The 16,244-nt window shown below is 65.5% G+C and carries 17 protein-coding genes; 1 reads left to right on the top strand and 16 read right to left on the bottom strand.

What is annotated here, in order from left to right:
* Positions 1–7: 7 nt before the first annotated feature.
* From G3A50_RS17820 to gltS, 13 genes are all read right to left on the bottom strand, one after another.
* The gene (locus G3A50_RS17820; protein ID WP_163076498.1) at positions 8–955 is read right to left on the bottom strand and encodes an acetamidase/formamidase family protein; all 948 of its coding nucleotides are present in this window, start codon (positions 953–955) and stop codon (positions 8–10) included.
* A gap of 9 nt (positions 956–964) precedes the next feature.
* Positions 965–1,801 (bottom strand): carbohydrate ABC transporter permease, encoded by an 837-nt coding sequence (locus G3A50_RS17815; protein ID WP_163076497.1) that lies wholly within the window; start codon positions 1,799–1,801, stop codon positions 965–967.
* Between the two features lie 13 nt (positions 1,802–1,814).
* The gene (locus G3A50_RS17810; RefSeq protein WP_246251838.1) at positions 1,815–2,738 is read right to left on the bottom strand and encodes a carbohydrate ABC transporter permease; all 924 of its coding nucleotides are present in this window, start codon (positions 2,736–2,738) and stop codon (positions 1,815–1,817) included.
* 102 nt (positions 2,739–2,840) lie between these two features.
* Complete coding sequence (locus G3A50_RS17805; protein WP_163076496.1) at positions 2,841–4,262, bottom strand: extracellular solute-binding protein; 1,422 nt, start codon at positions 4,260–4,262, stop codon at positions 2,841–2,843.
* Positions 4,263–4,301: 39 nt separating this feature from the next.
* Positions 4,302–5,438: an ABC transporter ATP-binding protein gene (locus G3A50_RS17800; protein WP_163076495.1), complete on the bottom strand. Its 1,137-nt coding sequence runs from the start codon at positions 5,436–5,438 to the stop codon at positions 4,302–4,304.
* Positions 5,435–6,535: an ABC transporter ATP-binding protein gene (locus G3A50_RS17795; protein WP_163076494.1), complete on the bottom strand. Its 1,101-nt coding sequence runs from the start codon at positions 6,533–6,535 to the stop codon at positions 5,435–5,437. The genes G3A50_RS17800 and G3A50_RS17795 overlap by 4 nt, the downstream gene beginning before the upstream one ends.
* 164 nt (positions 6,536–6,699) lie before the next feature.
* The gene (locus G3A50_RS17790) at positions 6,700–7,440 is read right to left on the bottom strand and encodes an alpha/beta fold hydrolase (RefSeq protein WP_163076493.1); all 741 of its coding nucleotides are present in this window, start codon (positions 7,438–7,440) and stop codon (positions 6,700–6,702) included.
* Between the two features lie 16 nt (positions 7,441–7,456).
* Positions 7,457–8,155: a 2-phospho-L-lactate guanylyltransferase gene (cofC, locus tag G3A50_RS17785; protein WP_163076492.1), complete on the bottom strand. Its 699-nt coding sequence runs from the start codon at positions 8,153–8,155 to the stop codon at positions 7,457–7,459.
* Positions 8,152–9,084: a 2-phospho-L-lactate transferase gene (cofD, locus tag G3A50_RS17780; RefSeq protein WP_163076491.1), complete on the bottom strand. Its 933-nt coding sequence runs from the start codon at positions 9,082–9,084 to the stop codon at positions 8,152–8,154. The genes cofC and cofD overlap by 4 nt, the downstream gene beginning before the upstream one ends.
* Positions 9,081–9,836, bottom strand: a complete 756-nt coding sequence (gene cofE, locus G3A50_RS17775; protein ID WP_163076490.1) for a coenzyme F420-0:L-glutamate ligase — start codon at positions 9,834–9,836, stop codon at positions 9,081–9,083. Before cofE ends, cofD begins: the two co-directional genes overlap by 4 nt.
* Before the next feature lie 3 nt (positions 9,837–9,839).
* On the bottom strand, positions 9,840–10,844 hold the full coding sequence (gene fgd, locus G3A50_RS17770) for a glucose-6-phosphate dehydrogenase (coenzyme-F420) (RefSeq protein ID WP_163076489.1): 1,005 nt from the start codon (positions 10,842–10,844) through the stop codon (positions 9,840–9,842).
* A 226-nt stretch (positions 10,845–11,070) separates the two neighbouring features.
* Positions 11,071–11,385, bottom strand: a complete 315-nt coding sequence (locus G3A50_RS17765) for a YXWGXW repeat-containing protein (protein ID WP_163076488.1) — start codon at positions 11,383–11,385, stop codon at positions 11,071–11,073.
* A gap of 37 nt (positions 11,386–11,422) precedes the next feature.
* Positions 11,423–12,628, bottom strand: coding sequence for a sodium/glutamate symporter (gene gltS, locus G3A50_RS17760; RefSeq protein ID WP_163076487.1), 1,206 nt, complete (start codon positions 12,626–12,628; stop codon positions 11,423–11,425).
* Positions 12,629–12,908: 280 nt separating this feature from the next.
* Between gltS and G3A50_RS17755 the strand changes: the two genes are divergently transcribed.
* On the top strand, positions 12,909–13,769 hold the full coding sequence (locus G3A50_RS17755; protein ID WP_246251835.1) for a quinoprotein dehydrogenase-associated SoxYZ-like carrier: 861 nt from the start codon (positions 12,909–12,911) through the stop codon (positions 13,767–13,769).
* A 102-nt stretch (positions 13,770–13,871) separates the two neighbouring features.
* Here the strand turns inward: G3A50_RS17755 and G3A50_RS17750 are convergent, their stop codons facing one another.
* The 3 genes from G3A50_RS17750 to pqqE form a co-directional block, all read right to left on the bottom strand.
* Entirely contained in the window at positions 13,872–14,318 is a 447-nt protein-coding gene (locus G3A50_RS17750) for a hypothetical protein (protein WP_170308647.1), read from the bottom strand.
* Positions 14,315–15,031, bottom strand: coding sequence for a hypothetical protein (locus G3A50_RS17745; protein ID WP_163076486.1), 717 nt, complete (start codon positions 15,029–15,031; stop codon positions 14,315–14,317). The genes G3A50_RS17750 and G3A50_RS17745 overlap by 4 nt, the downstream gene beginning before the upstream one ends.
* Positions 15,032–15,123: 92 nt before the next feature.
* On the bottom strand, positions 15,124–16,242 hold the full coding sequence (gene pqqE, locus G3A50_RS17740) for a pyrroloquinoline quinone biosynthesis protein PqqE (RefSeq protein ID WP_425483480.1): 1,119 nt from the start codon (positions 16,240–16,242) through the stop codon (positions 15,124–15,126).
* Between the last annotated feature and the right edge of the window lie 2 nt (positions 16,243–16,244).

Raw genomic sequence — 16,244 nt, 5'->3', positions numbered from 1 at the left:
AGGCCTTTCAGCGCAAGGGAAGGAACTGTTTCGGCAGCACGCAATGTATGCCCTTGTTGCCGTCGACGGTCTGGGTCACGCGCAGATCCGCACACAGCGAGCACAGCGTGTAGGCATCCTGCGCCGAGAGGCCCGACTGTTCGCGAACCAGCACGATCATGTCGCGCAGCGCCAGCTTGGCGGCATCGTCGAGGTCGGGATCGAAGCCCATGGTGATCCACGCATCGGGCTTTTCGGCGCGCGGCGTGGTGAGTGTCATGTCCTTGCGCAGGTGAAACTCGAACGTCCCGGTGAGCGCCGTCTCGATGGCGGTGAGGCAGACCTCGCCGTCGCCCTGCCGCCCGTGTCCGTCACCGACCGAGAACAGCGCGCCGGGCGCGAAGACCGGGAAATAGGTCGTGGTGCCGACACCCAGTTCCTTGTTGTCCATGTTGCCGCCGAAGACACGCGGCTCGGTGGAGGAGAGCCGGCCCCATTCGGGTGCCGGTGCCACGCCGAAATTGCCGAAGAACGGGTCGAGCGGCAGTTCCTGCCCCCAGGGCATCCTCGCCACGCCGCGTGCGCCATCCACGCCGATATGGATGCGCCGCAGGTTCGGGAAGTCCTCGGGAAGCGTGCCGAGAAAAGGCATCTGGATGTTCCAGCCCCAATCGGCGCGGAACGAGATGGCCTTCAGCCGCACCTCCAGCACATCGCCCGGCTCCGCGCCCTCGACGAAGATCGGGCCGGTGAGCAGATGCGGTCCGGGTCCGCGGAAGGTGGCGTCAAACACCTCCTGCTGGCCCGGCACGAGGGTGAAGCCGAGTGCGGGGTCGGGTATGTCCTCCGGCTCGCCCGACAGCGTGTCGATGACGACGGTGTCGCCGGAGCGGATGGTGAGCGCGGGCTTGAGGCTCGCGTCCCACTGGCCCCAGTTCACGGTGCCCGGTTCGGCCGGCAGGTAATGCTCGCTCATCACGCGCCCTCAGCCCTTGACCGCGCCGAGCGTGAGCCCGCGCACGATATGGCGTTGCAGGATGAAGACGACAATCAGCACCGGCACCAGCGCGGTCATGCCGACCACCGCCATCTCGCCCCAGCGCACGCCCTGGCTGGTGATGAGCTTGGGGATCGAGACCGGCAGCGTCGTCACCGAATTGCCGCCGAGCATGAAGGCGAACAGGAATTCGTTCCACGCGAAGATGAAGCACAACACGCTGGTCGCCACGATGCCATTGCGCAGCAGCGGGAACACCACACGGCGGAACACCTGAACCTTCGACCAGCCCTCAAGCGCGGCGGCCTCCTCCAGTTCCACCGGCAGGTCGCGGCAGAAGGAGCGCAGCACCCACACATAGAAGGAGAGGTTGAAGGTCATGTAGGCCAGCGTCAGGCCGAGGAAGCTGTCGAGCAGGCCGACCTTGGAATAGATGAGGTAGAACGGGATCACCAGACAGACCGGCGGCGCCATGCGCGAGCCGAGGATGAACAGGAACAGATCGTCCTTCCCCTTCATCTCGAAGCGCGCGAAGGCATAGGCCGCCGGCGTGCCGATGATCACCACCAGCAGGGTGGAGATCGAGCACAGCACGAACGAGGTCAGCAGGCTCCAGTGGAAACCCTGTTCGATCACATAGCTGAAGTGATCGAGCGTGGGCACGAACAGCCACTGCGTCGGGCGCGCGAACATGGCGTCGTTGGGTTTCACCATCATGGTCGCCATCCAGAAGATGGGGAACAGCACGATGGCGGCGTAGACCACGACGATCGAGGTCCAGAACAGGCCGCGCGACCCTTCGGGACGGCTCACAGCTTCGGCCATGGTTATCCTCCCCTCAGAAGGCGTTCAGGCGCTTCTTGGCGACCTGATAGAAAATTGTGCAGAAGGCGAAAAAGGCGATCCAGACCAGGACGGCCAGCGCCGACGCCTCGCCGATGTTCCAGAATTCGAAGGTCATCTTGTTGGCGAGGATCGAGGGCGTCTCGGTCGTCGTGCCCGGCCCGCCATTGGTCAGGATGTAGATGGTGTCGAACACCTTGAAGGCGTCGATGAAGCGCAGCAGGCCGATCACGGCGAGAAGCGGCGTCATCATCGGCAGGGTGATGTGGAAGAAGATCTGCAGCGGGTTCGCCCCATCCACCGCCGCCGCGCGATAGGGTCCGAGCGGGAGCGCCTGAAGACCGGCGAAGAAGGCCAGCATCATGAACGGCGTCCACTGCCAGATATCGACGAAGATCAGCGCGTAGAGCGCGAGGTCGGGCGAAGCGAAGATCGAGGTGTCGGTCAGGATGTTGAAGCGCTCGAGCACGTTGTAGGAGAAGAACCCCCACGAACCGGCGAGCATGATCTTCCACAACAGCCCGACGACGATCGGCGCCATCATGGTCGGCATGAACAGAAGCGGCACCAGCACCGAACGCCCGCGCACGTTCTGGTTCAGCACCAGCGCCCCGACCAGGCCGAGCATGAACTCGATCGGTACGGCGATGAACACGAAGGTCGCGGCGACCCCGATCGAGTTCCAGAACCGCTCGTCGGACAAGAGGGTCGCGTAATTGTCGAACCAGATGAAGTCACGCACCCGGCCGAACTTCGCCTGATGGAAGCTCAGATAGATGGCGTAGATGAACGGCACCAGCGAGACGACCACCAGCGTGATCATCGACGGAGCGATCAGGATATAGGGATACCAGGCGCTCTCGCGTAGCGCAGACGCCTTGGGCGCATGTGCGGGGGCCGCCTCCGTCGTCGCCGACATTGGTGTCTCTCCGTGACGGTTCGAGAGGGCCGCCAGCCGATGGGAAACCGGCCGGCGGATATGATGTGGACGGGGCGCGAACGCCCCGTCAGGTGCCGGACATCACTCGGCGAGCGTGCAGGACTTGCCGCCGCAGAGCTTTTCGAGCGCGGCCTGACCGGCCTTGGCGCCCTCTTCGGGCGTCATCTGGCCGAGACCGACCTCCTGAGCGATGCCGCTCATGGCGTCGATGATCTCCGGATACTTCTCCATCTTCGGACGGGCCGTCGCGACGTCGAGCGACGACTTCATCGCAGCGAACAGCGTCGGGTTGCTGCTGTCCTTGATCGCGGGAAGTGCCCAGGAGCTCTCGCGGATCGGAACGCCGCCCTGACCCATCTCGATCAGCTTGTCCTGCTGCTTCTTCGAGGCGAGCCACTCCAGGAACAGGAAGGTCGCTTCGGGATGCTCGCTGGCCGCGTTGATCACGGTCACCGACGGCTCGGCGTCGGCGTGGCGATGCGCCTCATTGCCGGCCTTGGCCGGGATCGGGGCGTAGATGAATTTGCCCGCGTAAGGCGACACGCCCGGCTTGTCGATGCCGAGAACGAAGTCCGACCAGGCGAGGGACTGGGCGGCAATGCCGTTGCCCATGACGGTGGGCACGTCGACCAGCGAGTACTCGGCGATGCCGGGCGGGGCGAAGGTCCACAGTTCACGCCACATCTTGAGCGCGGCCACGGTCTCGGGGCTGTCGAAGGCCGGCATGCCCTTGTCGTCGATCAGTTCGCCGCCGTAGTTCTCGATGAAGTTCACCCAGAGGTTCGAGAAGGTCGAACCACCCTTGATGCCTTCGAGCACGATCCCGTAGAAATCGCTTTCGAGCGGCTTGCCGGCCAGCTTCTCACCCTTCTTGCGGGTGAAGAACTCGGCGATGTCGCGCATCTGCTCGATCGTCTTGGCCGGGCCGAGATCGTAGCCATACTTGGCCTTGAACGCCTTCATCTCTTCCGGGTTGCTCAGAAGGTCTTCGCGGGCCCAGTAGACGTGGTTGTAGTTCCAGTTGATGAAGCCGTACTGCTTGCCATCGAAGAAGGCGGTGGTCTTGTAGGGCGTGGCGATGAAGTCCGCGGCGTTGAGGCCGGGATCGCTCAGCTTCGGATCGGCCACGAACTTGTCGAGCGGCATGATCGCTTCGGCGGACAGCATCGGGCCGAGCTGGGCGCCGTGCAGCATGATCGCGTCATAGTGGCCACGACCCGACAGCATGTCGGCCTGGCCCTTGTTGATGACCTCGAAGTGGTTCAGCAGCTCCCACTCCACCTTGATGCCGGTTTCCTTCTCGAACTCCGGCACGATCTTGGAGAGCGTCTCCTGCAGCGGCGTGATCTCGTCGAGCACGCGGATGGTCGTGCCCTTGTAGGGCACCGCCGCCGTCGCATAGAAGCTCGTATCCTGCGCCGTGGCAGGAGTGGCGAACATCGGCGCCGTGAGTGCCGTAGTTGCCGCCAAGGCGGCGGCGAAACACCAGAATCTACGCTTCATCGCTCTTTCCCTCTGTTATTTGCCCGCAGCATGCGCCCGTCAGTTGCCGGACAGCGCCCGGCCCGTTGCTCCGTCGAAAAGGACCAGCCCCTCTCCCGGAATGGTGATACCGATCTCTCGGCCGATACCCTCGTCTTCGCCCTCGCCCAGCGCCGACGCCGTAGCCATGGAGGTCTTGGCCTTGACCAGCAGGGCGCCCAGATCGAGCGTGACGATGACGTGCTTGCCGAAAGGCTCGTTTGAATAGATCTCCGCGCTCACCGCTCCCGGCGCGTCCGTTGCGGTGAAGGCGATGACTTCCGGGCGCACGCCGAGGATGAGCGCGTCGCTCGTCGCGCCAAGAGCTGCAGCGGCGAGAGCCGGCGGAAGGGCGAGGCGCATGGCGCGCCGGGTGAAATAAAGCGTGTCGCCCTCGCGCAGCAGGCTGCCGTCGATGAGATTCATCGGCGGATCGCCGAGGAGCTTGGCGACGCGGGCGCTGGCGGGCTTCAGCCAGATTTCCTCGGGCGTCCCGACCTGCTCGACACGCCCCTGATCCAGAACCACCACCCGGTCGCCGACCGAAAGTGCTTCCATGCCGTCCGGCGTGAGCCAGATGGTGGGGGCGCTCTGCGCCGACAGGCGGCGGCGGATCTCGCCGCGCAGCTTGTGGCGAAGCTTGGCGTCGAGATGGGAGATCGGCTCGTCGAGCATATAAAGGTCGGGCGCCTGTACCAGCAGGCGCGCCAGCGCCACGCGCTGCTTCTGCCCGCCCGACAGCGCGCCGGGAAGCCGCTCGCCGAGATGCTTGATCTCCAGCAGTTCCAGCACCTCGTCGACCCGGAGGTTCGCGGCGACCGGATCGAGCCGGCCACCCGGCGCCTGAAGCGGCGAAAGCGCGTTGCCGCGCACGGTGAGGTGGGGATAAAGCGCGTAGGATTCGAACATCAGCGCCACGCGCCGCTGCCCCGGCGGCACGCCGGCGAGGTCCCGCCCGCCCAGCGAGACGCTGCCCGCGTCCGGACGCTCAAGCCCGGCGAGGATGCGCGCCAATGTTGTCTTGCCTGCCCCCGAGGGGCCTGTGATGGCGAGCAATTCGCCGGGAGCGACCTCTATGCCGACCTCGTGCAGCACCTTGTGCGCGAAGCTCTTGGCGATGCCACGGGCCACGAGGCCCTTGTTGCTGGCGCCGTTCATTGCAGCGCCTCCCGGTTGCGGCCACTCGTTGCATCGAAGATGAGCAGCTTGCCCACATCGATACCCAGGCTGACACGGTCCCCCGCGCGCCAAGGCGACGGACCAGGCACCTCGGCGATGATGCGGTCAGCCGCGCCGGCCGGACCTTCCAGAGCCACGGTGAGCACGTCCGCATCGCCGCGCGGCTCGCGATAGACGATGGTCCCGCGCCCCTCGCCGGCGATGTCCGGCGCCTGCACCGCGATGTTCTCCGGGCGGATGCCGGCAACGATGGCGCCGTTGCCCACGTCGAGAACCGGCAGGCGCGCCGCCTCCAGCGTCGCCGCCCAGCCGGCTCCGGCAACCTGGCCGCCGCCGGTGAACGCGGCCTTCATCAGGTTCATCGGCGGTTCGCCAATGAAGTTCGCCACGAAAAGGTTGGCCGGGCGCTCATACAGTTCCTGTGGCGCGCCGACCTGCTGGAGCACGCCATGGTTCATCACCGCCACCCGATCCGCCATGGCGATGGCCTCGGTCTGGTCATGGGTGACGAGAATGGAGGTGACCTGCCGCAGCTTCTGCAGCCGCTTGATCTCGGCGCGGAGCTGAACCTTCTGGTCGGCATCAAGATGCGAGAGCGGCTCGTCGAACAGGATCACTTCCGGGTCGCGCACCAGCGCCCGACCGATGGAGACGCGCTGCATCGCGCCGCCGGAGAGACCGCGCACCGGGCTATCGGCCATCTGCCGCAGACCGAGAAGCTGAAGCACCTCGCCAATGCGTTCGGAAGCCGGCTGGCCGGTGATGCCGCGGACCTTCAACGGAAAGGCCACGTTCTCCCACACGGTCATGTTCGGGTAGAGAGCGTAGTCCTCGAACACCATGGCGATGTTGCGCTCGCCCGGCGCCAGACGCGACACCGGGCGGTCGCCGAAATAGATTTCACCGGAAGACACGGCCTCGATGCCCGCCGCCATCTTGAGCGTCGTGCTCTTGCCACAGCCCGAGGGGCCGAGCAGCGCGAGCATCTCGCCGGCATCGCAGGTCAGGTCGAGCTGCTTAACCGCATCGACCTCCCCATAGCGTTTGAAAACGGACACGAAAGCGATTGACGACATCAGGCACTCCAAAAGCTATGCTGATGAACAATCCAAGTTCTGTGCCAAATTGTGCTGGTTTATAGAAACTCAGGATAACGTCGCTCTCGATACGTCACACGAGCGCATTTTTGCCTATATTCACGGCAGATCGGACCTTTCTGCCTGCTTTGCGACCACCCCCGTCAGACGGTGCGCCGCGCCACCTCTTCCAGCCGATCGGCGAGCGTCTGCGGCGCCGACAGGAAGGGCGAATGATCGCCGTCGAGGGAGAAGACTTCCTCGCAGGCTGTATAGTCAGCCATAGATCGCTGATAGGCAAGCGAGACCGCATTGTCCTTCAGCCCTTCGACATAGAAGCGGCGCACCGAGCCGAAGCGGGCGGGCGTGAGCGCCAGCGGATCGGAGTAGATCTTCAGCCGCTGCGGACGCAATTGCGCCGTCGCCCAGGCGGCGTCCTCGGGGGGGCAGCAATTGTAGAAAACCTCGCCCGCGGCCGCCGCCGGAAAGCTCGCGGTCGCGCCATCCGGCGACACCTGCATGTTCTTCAGCACCAGATCCTCGACGCCCAGATGCGCGTGGGCCGCCAGGAAGCTCACGAGGCTCTCGCCGGGGCGCAGCATTAGCCCGTTGATATACACCGTCGCCGCGATCCGGTGCGGGCGCCACTCGGCCACCTGCGAGGCGACAATGCCGCCCATGCTGTGGCCGGCGAGGATCACCGGCCCGCGCACCTCGTCGATCGCTCCCGCGATACGCGTCGCATAGCTTGCGAGGTCGGCATTCTCCGGCGGCGCGGTATCCTTCCCGCTGCCGGGAAAATCCGGCGCGGTCACCTCATGCCCGCCTGCCCGCAGCAGAGGAATCAGGCGCTGCCAGCACCACGACCCGTGGAATGATCCGTGGACCAGAACAAAATGGGCCATTGGCCGCCTCCTCCATTCAACCGGTCGACCGCGCCCCGGACGCCACGCCCAGCAATCCCTCGGCTTCCAACAGCCTGCGCGTATGGGAGGCGGGTGCAAGCCGACCGAGCCGCTCGATGTCCGCCGGCAGATCGATATCGAGCGCCAGGCCAGGGAAGCCCGCAGGATCATGGACCATCGGCTCGATCGTCAGCATCTCGGCGGTCGCCACGTGGAGCGCGCAGCTGAGCGGGCCGTAGGAGAAGGCCATCACGTCCGGCGGCGACACCAGAAGCGCGTTGGTCCCCTGCCCGTCATGCGCGGGCACCAGGCTCACGGCAACCCCCGGCGGATGCGAGGAGACGAGTGCCGAAATCTCAACCGGCGTCGCCATGGGAACATCGCCGGGCACCACCAGCATGCCTCCGACACGCTGTGCCGCGAGGCGACCTGCAGCTTCCGCTACGGCCGTGTTCAGCCCAAGCACATCCCGCTCGAAAATAAGCTGCGCCCCATGCTCGCGCGCCAGCAGTCCCGCCTCCGGATCGGCGGTAACGACAACAATGCCGTCCAGCCCGCGCGTGGCGCGCAGGGCCACCAGCACGTCCCGCATCATCGCCCGCACCAGCGCATGCCGCTGCCGGGGCGAGAAAGCGCCCGCCAGACGCTGCTTGGCGGCGGCGAAACTTTTTACCGGAACCACCGCCCAGATACCCGATGGTTCGGCGGCGCTCATGTCGCCCGTTCCGCAAGCTTCAGCACGCGGCGCGCGAGGTTCACCTTGTCGTCGAGGGTGCGCATCAGCGTGGGTGCGCTCACACACGCCATCTGCGTGCCGAGATCGAGCCCGGCGTCGGCTTCATCCAGGACGAAAAGATCGACGAGACTTCCGTAATGCGCCGCCACCGTCGCGGCCGAGGGAACGAGCCCGATCTCGTCCATCAGCTTGGCCGTCGGCCCCTTCACCGCCTGCCCCTTGATGATCGGTGACACCGCGATCACCGGTGCCGGGCTCGCCCTCAGAGCCTCGGCCATACCCGGGACGGAAAGAATGGGGTCGACGCTGAGATAGGGATTGGACGGGCAGATCACGATGGCGGCCAGTTCAGGATCGGCCAGCGCCGCCAGCGCGGCCGCCGCAGGCCGCGCGGAGGCCGCCCCCTCGAAGGCGAGCGCGACCACACGGGGCTGGCACTGCCGACGCACGAAATAATGCTGGAAATCGAGCCAGCCTTCGTCGGTTTCAACCCGCGTGCGCACCGGAGCGTCACTCATCGGCACAATGGCCGAGCCGATGCCAAGCCGCGCGGCGAGTTCCGCCGTGACCGCACTCAGCGTTGCCCCTCCATCCAGCGAGCGGGTGCGCTCAACATGGGTGGCGAGATCGCCATCGCCGAGCCGGAACCATGTCTCCCCGCCCAGCCGCTCCAGCGCCTGCATGAACGTCCAGGTCTCATCCCGCCGCCCCCAGCCACGCACCGGATCGTCGAGACCAGCAAGCGTGTAGAGCAGCGTATCGATATCAGGCGAAATGTGCAGGCCCAGATGACGGAAATCGTCTCCGGTATTGGCGATCACCGTCAGCGCGCCCGGTGGCAGCACCCGGTCGAGGCCAAGGGCAAGCTTCGCCCCGCCGATTCCGCCGGAGATCGCCACCACCTTCATCGAAAGAGATCCTCGCCTTCGGCGCGGATCAGCGCACGCGCGGGGTGTGCCGGCGCGGTCCAGGAGAGGCCCCGCACCAGCACCGCCGGCTGGCCTTCTGCAGCCGGGCCCATGAGCAGGGAAGCGGCAGCGGCGATTTCGTCGGCGAAGGCGATCATGGTCACTTCAAGTGGCCGGCCGAAAAGATCCACCTCCCCACGCCGGTCCACAATCGCGGGAAGGCCAGCGGCGCCGATCGCGACACCCGCCGTGCCCAGCCGCCAAGGTCGCCCGAAACTGTCATTGATGACCACCCCAATCTCGGCAGACGAGGCAAGCGATGCGCGCAGACGCTCGGCGCTGGCGTCGGGATCTTCCGGCAGCAGCAGGGCCATCCCCTCCCCGACATTGGACTGGTCGATGCCCGCATTGGCCATGATGAAACCGAGCCGGTGCTCGACGATCAGCACGCCCGGCCGCTGGCGCACGACGCGCCGGCTCTCGGACAGGATCAGTTCCACCAGCGCCGGGTCCTTGCCGACCGCCTCGGCCACGGCCTTCGCGTGCGCCGAGGGCGAGACGGTGTCGAGCCGCACAAGCCGCCCTTCGGCCTTGGAGACGATCTTCTGCGCCAGGACCAGCACGTCGCCCGCGACAAGCTGCAGTTCCGCCTGGGCGAGCGCGACCTTGACCAGCACCGCCAGATCGTCGCCCGGACGAACCAGGGGCAGGCCAGGCAAGGCGATCAGTTCGAGGCGGGCGGGCGAGGCCATCGCTCAGCCGAACGCGGCGCGCAGACGCGGCAGGACCTGTTCGGAATAGAGCTTCAGGAAGCGCTCCTGATCCTCACCCGGGGCGTGAAAGACGAGATGGCGGAAACCCAGTTCCACATAGGGACGGATCTTCTCGACATGCTCGTCGGGATCGTCCGAGACGATCCAACGCCGCGCCGCGCGGTCCACCGGCAGCGCATCGGCCAGCGCCTCCATCTGCAGCGGGTCTTCCACCGACATCTTCTCTTCCGGCGACAGCGCAAGCGCCGCCCACAGGCGCGTGTCCGCCAGAGCGCGCGCCTTGTCAGTGTCGAAGGAAACCTTCATCTCGATCATGCGATCGTAAGTGTCAGACGCGCGCTCCGAAGCTTCAAGTCCCGCGGCGACATTAGGCAGCAAGGTCTCGCTATACAGCTCCATCGGCTTGCCGCTGGTGCAGATGAAGCCGTCGCCGAGCCGCCCGGCGAACTTCGCCACCATCGGGCCCGCGCCAGCGATGTAGATCGGAACCGGCTGCTCGGGACGGTCATAGATGGTCGCGCGCTCGGTGCGGTAGTACTCGCCTTCGAAGGTCACACGCTCCTCGGTCCAGAGCTGCCGGATCAGGCGCACCGCCTCACGAAGCCGGGCGAAGCGTTCCTTCATCTCCGGCCAAGCCGCGCCGGTCGCGGGAACCTCGTTCAGAGATTCACCCGACCCGACGCCGAGAATGATCCGCCCCGGAAAAAGCTGGCCGAGCGTGCCGAAAGCCTGCGCGACCATGGAGGGATGGTGGCGGAAAGTCGGCGTGAGAACGCTGGTGCCGAGTGCGATGCGCGAGGTCGAGGCCCCCGCCGCCCCCAACCAGGCGAGCGCCGCCGGAGCATGGCCGCCGGTATGCCGCCAGGGCTGAAAATGGTCGCTGATGAACACCGAATCGAAGCCGTAGCGCTCCGCCGAAACGGTGAAGTCGATCAGTTGACGCGCGTCGAACTGCTCGGCCGACGCCTTGTAACCCAGTTTCAGCACATCATTCCTCCACCGCTGCAACGGCATGATAGAGTGATATATATGTGCAGCACAATATGGCGATTTATGTTTTTATGACAACGTCATATCAACGCCGCCGCAACGCGTTTACGGCGCCGCCCCCGTGTGAATGCCCCCTCCGGCCGGACACAGCGCCGGCCGGAGAGGCGTTGATATCTCCTCGTGGGAACGGGGAACACGCCACGCTCCACGAAGGTCCGCAGGGTCAGATGCGCACCCAGCGTCCGGGCACATAGACCCAGCCGCCACGACGGCGCACCCAGCTCGGGCCGGCATAGCGGAAGCCCGGACGGGCGCGAACCCAACGGCCGGGCTCCCACACCCATCGCCCACGCGACCATGTCCAGTAGCCCGGCACCCATACCCAGCCGCGCCGGGCGGCCGGACGGGGTTCGCGCCGGAGCGGCGGCGGCGCCATCATGACGACCTGCGCCTCCACCTCATCGGTGGCGGCAAGGCCCAGGGGAACGGCGGCGACGGCGGTTGCAAGCAAGGAGAGGAGCGAACGGCGTGTCAGCATGGTCGGGTTCCTTGACCGAATCGACGCAGAAATCCGCTCAACGGGCGAGGTAGCCAATGACTGCCGCGTTGGCGATATCGATAAAGAAGGCGGAAACCAGCGGCAAAATAATGAACGCCCTCGGCGCTGCTCCATGCGTTTTCGTCACCGCCGTCATGTTGGCGATCGCGGTCGGTGTGGCCCCCAGGCTGATACCGGTGAAACCCGCAGAGATCACGGCGGCTTCGTAGGTCCTGCCCATGGCCGGGAACACGATGAAAAGGATGTAGACGACGGCCACCACCGTCTGCACCGCCAGAACCAGCGCCAGCGCCAGGCCCAGCCCACCCAGCGTCCAGAGCTGCATGCTCATGAGCGACATCGACAGAAAGACGTTCAGCGACAGGTCGGAGACCAGCGCCAGGGCGCGGGTGCGCGTCGGCCAGGCCATGCGCGGGAAGAGACGCGGCAGCGTGTTGGTCAGCACGATCGCCACCAGCAGGCAGACCACGAAAAGCGGTAGCTTCAGCGCGACTTCCGCCATCAGCTCGTCAACCGCGTAACCAATCAGAATCGCCACATTGAGCACCAGCACCGTGCGCAGCAGGCTCACATGGCTGACATCGTTGTGCGCCGCCTCGTTATCCCGCTGCTGCAGGCCGATGACGTCGACCTCGGTGCGCGGCCCCTTGAGCTTGTAGCGCGTGATCAGATAACGCGCGATCGGGCCACCGACCAGGCTGGCCACCACGAGGCCGAGTGTTGCCGTGGCGATGCCAACCTCCAGCGCATTGGAGAGATTGAAACGCTCCGAGATCAGCGGCGCCCAGGCGATGGTGGTGCCGTGCCCGCCAATGAGCGATGCGGAACCGAGAAATACGGCCAGGCCCTGGGGCAGGCTGAGGACCGCGACGCTGGCGGCCGCGATGAGATTCTGAACCAGCAGATAGACCAGCGTCAGGGCGAGGAGAATGATAAGCGGACGCCCCCCGGAAATGAGATCGTCCAGCTTCGCATTGAGGCCGATGCCGGTGAAAAAATACAGCAGCAGCATGTCGCGCGCTTCCAGCGCAAAGCTGATCTCCATGCCGAAGAAGCGATAGGCAATGAGAGTGACCAGCGCCGCCAGAAGGCCGCCTGTCACCGCTTCCGGAATGTTGAAGGCACGCAGTACCGGGATCGCCCGGTTAATGCCCGCCCCCGCGAAGAACACAAGGATCGCTATGGTGAAGCTCAGAAGGGCCGGTGTCTGAAGCGTCGTCATTGTGCCTCGCGCGGTTTCACGAACCGCGACCGGCCGGGCCACACAGCCCGGGCCCGCGGCCCCGAACGAGATCGAGATATCTCGTCAAAACGCTTTTGCCGCAGTCCGGCCGCAAAGTCACCCACGCTTTGACGGCGCGCGCTCGCGCACCTCTGCGCGCGTCTTTTGCGGCTCGCGTCATTGTGCCTGTATTTCACGCCGTTCAAGCGTATGATCGAGCCCAACAGCCGGGCGGAAGACGATAGCTAAATCGACCTGGCGAATTTCCGGGAGCCAAGCCATGCGTCGCCAAGCCACGCACATCACCCCGCCGCGCACCCTGCGCAATCGGTTGCGCCTCGTCCTCGCCGTCGCCCTGTTCTCCGCGCTCACCGTTTCCGCGGCCGGAGCGCAAGAGGCGAACGCCGAAGAAAGCTGGAACGCGCTGAAGCCCGACGTGTTCGGTGAACGGCCGATCGCCGACAGTAGCCCGTTGGTGCGTCTGGATGCCCCGACCCGGGCCGAGGATGCGGCGATGGTGCCGATCACGATCGAGGTTGCCCTGCCCGAGGGCGACCCTCGGACCGTAAAGAAGCTCACCCTGATCGTCGACGAGAACCCCGCCCCTGTCGCCGCGACCTTCACCTTCGGCGGCGAGCGCCACGATGTGACACTCGGCACCCGGCTCAGGGTCAATTCCTATTCGTATATCCGCGCCATCGCCGAGTTGAGCGATGGTGGGCTCCACATGAGCGAGCGCTTCGTCAAGGCCTCGGGCGGCTGCTCGGCTCCGGCGCTGAAGGACGAAGAGGTCGCACTGCAGAACATCGGCAAGATGAAGCTGAGGGTTCTCGAACCCACCAAGCAGGGTGACGCGACCAAGGCGAGCCGGTTTTCACAGCTTCAGCTCATGATCCGGCACCCCAACTATTCGGGGCTGCAGATGGACCAGGTGACGCGGCTCTATATTCCCGCGAAATTCGTCGACAATATCGAGGTCAAGCAGGGCGATGATCTGGTGTTTTCCATGGTCGGCGGCATTTCGCTGAGCGAGGATCCCGCGATCCAGTTCTCTTACGAACCTTCGGGCAAGGCGATCCACGTCGACGCCGGAGATACCGACGGACGCAAGTTCGAAGGTGCTTTGAAGCCGGCGAGCTGACCCCGACATTTGCCAAGTCCCGCTCGCTTGCGGCCGAGCGGGACGAGGCCGCCCCCCGCCGGCCTCGCGGCGAGGATGCTGCGTCCGCCGAAGCAGGTATCGTCAGTAAAAACAGGTGACTTCGGCCTCGGCCTGCGCGCGGCGCAGATCGGCGACGATATCGCGGAACATCGCGGTGGAACGGAAGATTTCCGACTGCTGCCCCGCAACCTGACCGACACTGAGGATCGTCTCCGCATCCTCATATTTCTTGTAGGGCAGGATCGTCGCGATGGTGTCGATGGAGCAGGAACATTTTTCCAGCGCCTGGCGCGTCTGGCCGTTCGCGGCCATGCAGCCAAACACATAGTCCGCGCGTGCAACGGTTGGGTAGTCGTTCACCAGCCCCGCCGAGGGCGCCTTGGGGGCGGGTTTGCTCGCCCCCGCCGGCACCGGCGCCAATGTCGTACCGGAAGAGGCGTCCTGCGCCAGCGCGGGTCCCGCGGCCAGAGAGAGGGCGAGCATGGCGCCCGCAATCAGGTGCATGACGTGGGGTTTAACGTCGCTCATGGGGCTTTTCCTCCCGCCTGCTTTGCGGCCGACACCGTCGTGCCGGTCAGAGTGAGGCTTGTTTCGATGATGTTGCCCGCTCCATCCGCCTTGGGCGTGACGACATTGATGGAATAAAGCCCGCCCGGCACAGCATCGGAGAAAAGAAACTCGTAATGCCGCCCGGCCAATTCGGCGAGCTTGTCCTTGTTCGGATCGTCGGCGAAGGGAACCATGGTCATGCGCCAGCCCTCCACCTTCTTGCCGTCATATTCAAAGCTCGCCGGTTCCACCTTGCCGCTGGCGAGATGCTCGCGCAGCCGGTTGCGCAGGTAGAACGGGCTGCCCTTTGTGAGCTGCGCCATCTCGCGCACTTCGCGCTCCAGCAGAACCAGCGCGATCGGATTGCCGTTCATGGTGGGGAACGGGCCAGCCTCGCTTTCCTGAGTACCCCGCGTGATGGCCACATCAACGACGCGTCCGGCGGCGTCTTCCGGCGCGGCCTCGACATCCATCGCCATGGTTTCATCGAAGCTCTGCCCGAGGCGCTCTTCGCTGGCCATGTGCTTGTACGTGTAGTTCAGCGTGGTGCCGGGCGCGACGCTCGACAGATAGGGAGCGTCGAAGAAAAGAGCCTTGGCACTGGGCGCCGCGACAGCGGGCATGGCGGCAAGGGCGAGGGCCAGAACACCGGCCGAGAAACCCGCGGTAAAACGGGCGGGAACACGCAGCATGGAACACCTGACTCTCAAGACTTCTGTAATCCGCGACGGCAGGTACGCACGGGCGGAAGAGCGGGAACGCCGGCTCGGCGGGCGGGCAGCTGTCATCCGTCCCGCTCCGTCAGATAGCGCCGATAATCATAGCCGTTGACGCGCGAGTGAGAGTCGCGCTCGGCAAGCGCCAGAAGATCGGCGTGGAGCGGGGATTTGTGGCAGGCGGGATCGGTGGCCGCCGCATCGCCGGCAATCGCCATCGCCTGGCACCGGCAGCCGCCCCAGTCGACTTCCTTGCGCTCGCAGGTGCGGCACAGTTCCGGCATCCAGTCCGTGCCGCGAAAGGCGTTGAACGCGGGCGAGTCGACCCAGATCTCCTGCAGCGAGTGCTCGCGCACATTCCAGAAATCGAGGCTGGGAATGGTCTCGGCCGCGTGGCACGGCAGGACCTTGCCCGAGGGCGTGACATTGAGCGACTGGCGACCCCAGCCATTCATGCAGGGCTTGGGATATTTGGCGTAATAGTCCGGCACCACCGCGTCGATGGCGAGCTGCCCCTTCAGGCGGATGCGTGCTTCCTCGACCACGTCGAGCGCGCGGAACACCTGCTCGCGTGTGGGCATCAGCGCGCCGCGATTGCGCAGTGCCCAGCCATAATATTGCGCGTGGGCGATTTCGATGCGCTTGGCGCCCAGCTGCAGCGCCAGCTCGATGAAGGCCGGGATCTGCTCGATATTGGCGCGGTGGACCACCGAGTTGACGGTGAGCGGAAGGCCCAGCCGCCGTACCTCGCGCGCCACGGCGAGCTTGCGCTCATGGGCACCGCGAAAATTCGAGACCCGGTCGGTCGTCGGTGCATCCGCCCCCTGGAACGAGAGCTGGACGTGATCGATGCCCGCGTCCGAGATCGAGGCCAGACGCTCAGGCGTGACACCGACGCCGGCGGTGATGAGATTGGTGTAAATGCCGACCTCGACGCAGTGGCGGATCATCACTTCAAGGTCGCGCCGCGCGGTCGGCTCACCGCCGGAAAGATGCACCTGCAGCACGCCGAGCTTGGCTGCCTCGCTGAACACCCTGAGCCAGCTCTGGGTGTCCAGTTCGACATCGCGCCGGTCGAGCGCAACAGGGTTGGAGCAATAGGGGCATTGCAGGGGGCAGCGATGGGTGAGTTCCGCCAGCAGGCCGTAGGGCGCCGGCGGCGCCGGGCGTGCCAGTTTTTCCGTCAGCG

The organism is Ancylobacter pratisalsi, from assembly GCF_010669125.1.
Classification (GTDB): Bacteria; Pseudomonadota; Alphaproteobacteria; order Rhizobiales; family Xanthobacteraceae; genus Ancylobacter; species Ancylobacter pratisalsi.
The sequence above is the reverse complement of the archived record's forward strand: the minus strand, read 5'-3'. Positions and strand labels throughout refer to the sequence as shown.

Bases quoted from the DNA above. Each gene is read 5' to 3' on its own strand.
- cofE (WP_163076490.1), bottom strand. From the start codon at position 9,836: ATGGCCTCGCCCGCCCGCCTCGAACTGATCGCCTTGCCTGGCCTGCCC.
- G3A50_RS17755 (WP_246251835.1), top strand. From the start codon at position 12,909: ATGCGTCGCCAAGCCACGCACATCACCCCGCCGCGCACCCTGCGCAAT.
- G3A50_RS17750 (WP_170308647.1), bottom strand. From the start codon at position 14,318: ATGAGCGACGTTAAACCCCACGTCATGCACCTGATTGCGGGCGCCATG.
- G3A50_RS17810 (WP_246251838.1), bottom strand. From the start codon at position 2,738: ATGTCGGCGACGACGGAGGCGGCCCCCGCACATGCGCCCAAGGCGTCT.
- G3A50_RS17745 (WP_163076486.1), bottom strand. From the start codon at position 15,031: ATGCTGCGTGTTCCCGCCCGTTTTACCGCGGGTTTCTCGGCCGGTGTT.
- G3A50_RS17800 (WP_163076495.1), bottom strand. From the start codon at position 5,438: ATGAACGGCGCCAGCAACAAGGGCCTCGTGGCCCGTGGCATCGCCAAG.
- gltS (WP_163076487.1), bottom strand. From the start codon at position 12,628: ATGACGACGCTTCAGACACCGGCCCTTCTGAGCTTCACCATAGCGATC.
- G3A50_RS17815 (WP_163076497.1), bottom strand. From the start codon at position 1,801: ATGGCCGAAGCTGTGAGCCGTCCCGAAGGGTCGCGCGGCCTGTTCTGG.
- cofC (WP_163076492.1), bottom strand. From the start codon at position 8,155: ATGAGCGCCGCCGAACCATCGGGTATCTGGGCGGTGGTTCCGGTAAAA.
- cofD (WP_163076491.1), bottom strand. From the start codon at position 9,084: ATGAAGGTGGTGGCGATCTCCGGCGGAATCGGCGGGGCGAAGCTTGCC.
- G3A50_RS17790 (WP_163076493.1), bottom strand. From the start codon at position 7,440: ATGGCCCATTTTGTTCTGGTCCACGGATCATTCCACGGGTCGTGGTGC.
- G3A50_RS17795 (WP_163076494.1), bottom strand. From the start codon at position 6,535: ATGTCGTCAATCGCTTTCGTGTCCGTTTTCAAACGCTATGGGGAGGTC.
- G3A50_RS17820 (WP_163076498.1), bottom strand. From the start codon at position 955: ATGAGCGAGCATTACCTGCCGGCCGAACCGGGCACCGTGAACTGGGGC.
- G3A50_RS17765 (WP_163076488.1), bottom strand. From the start codon at position 11,385: ATGCTGACACGCCGTTCGCTCCTCTCCTTGCTTGCAACCGCCGTCGCC.
- G3A50_RS17805 (WP_163076496.1), bottom strand. From the start codon at position 4,262: ATGAAGCGTAGATTCTGGTGTTTCGCCGCCGCCTTGGCGGCAACTACG.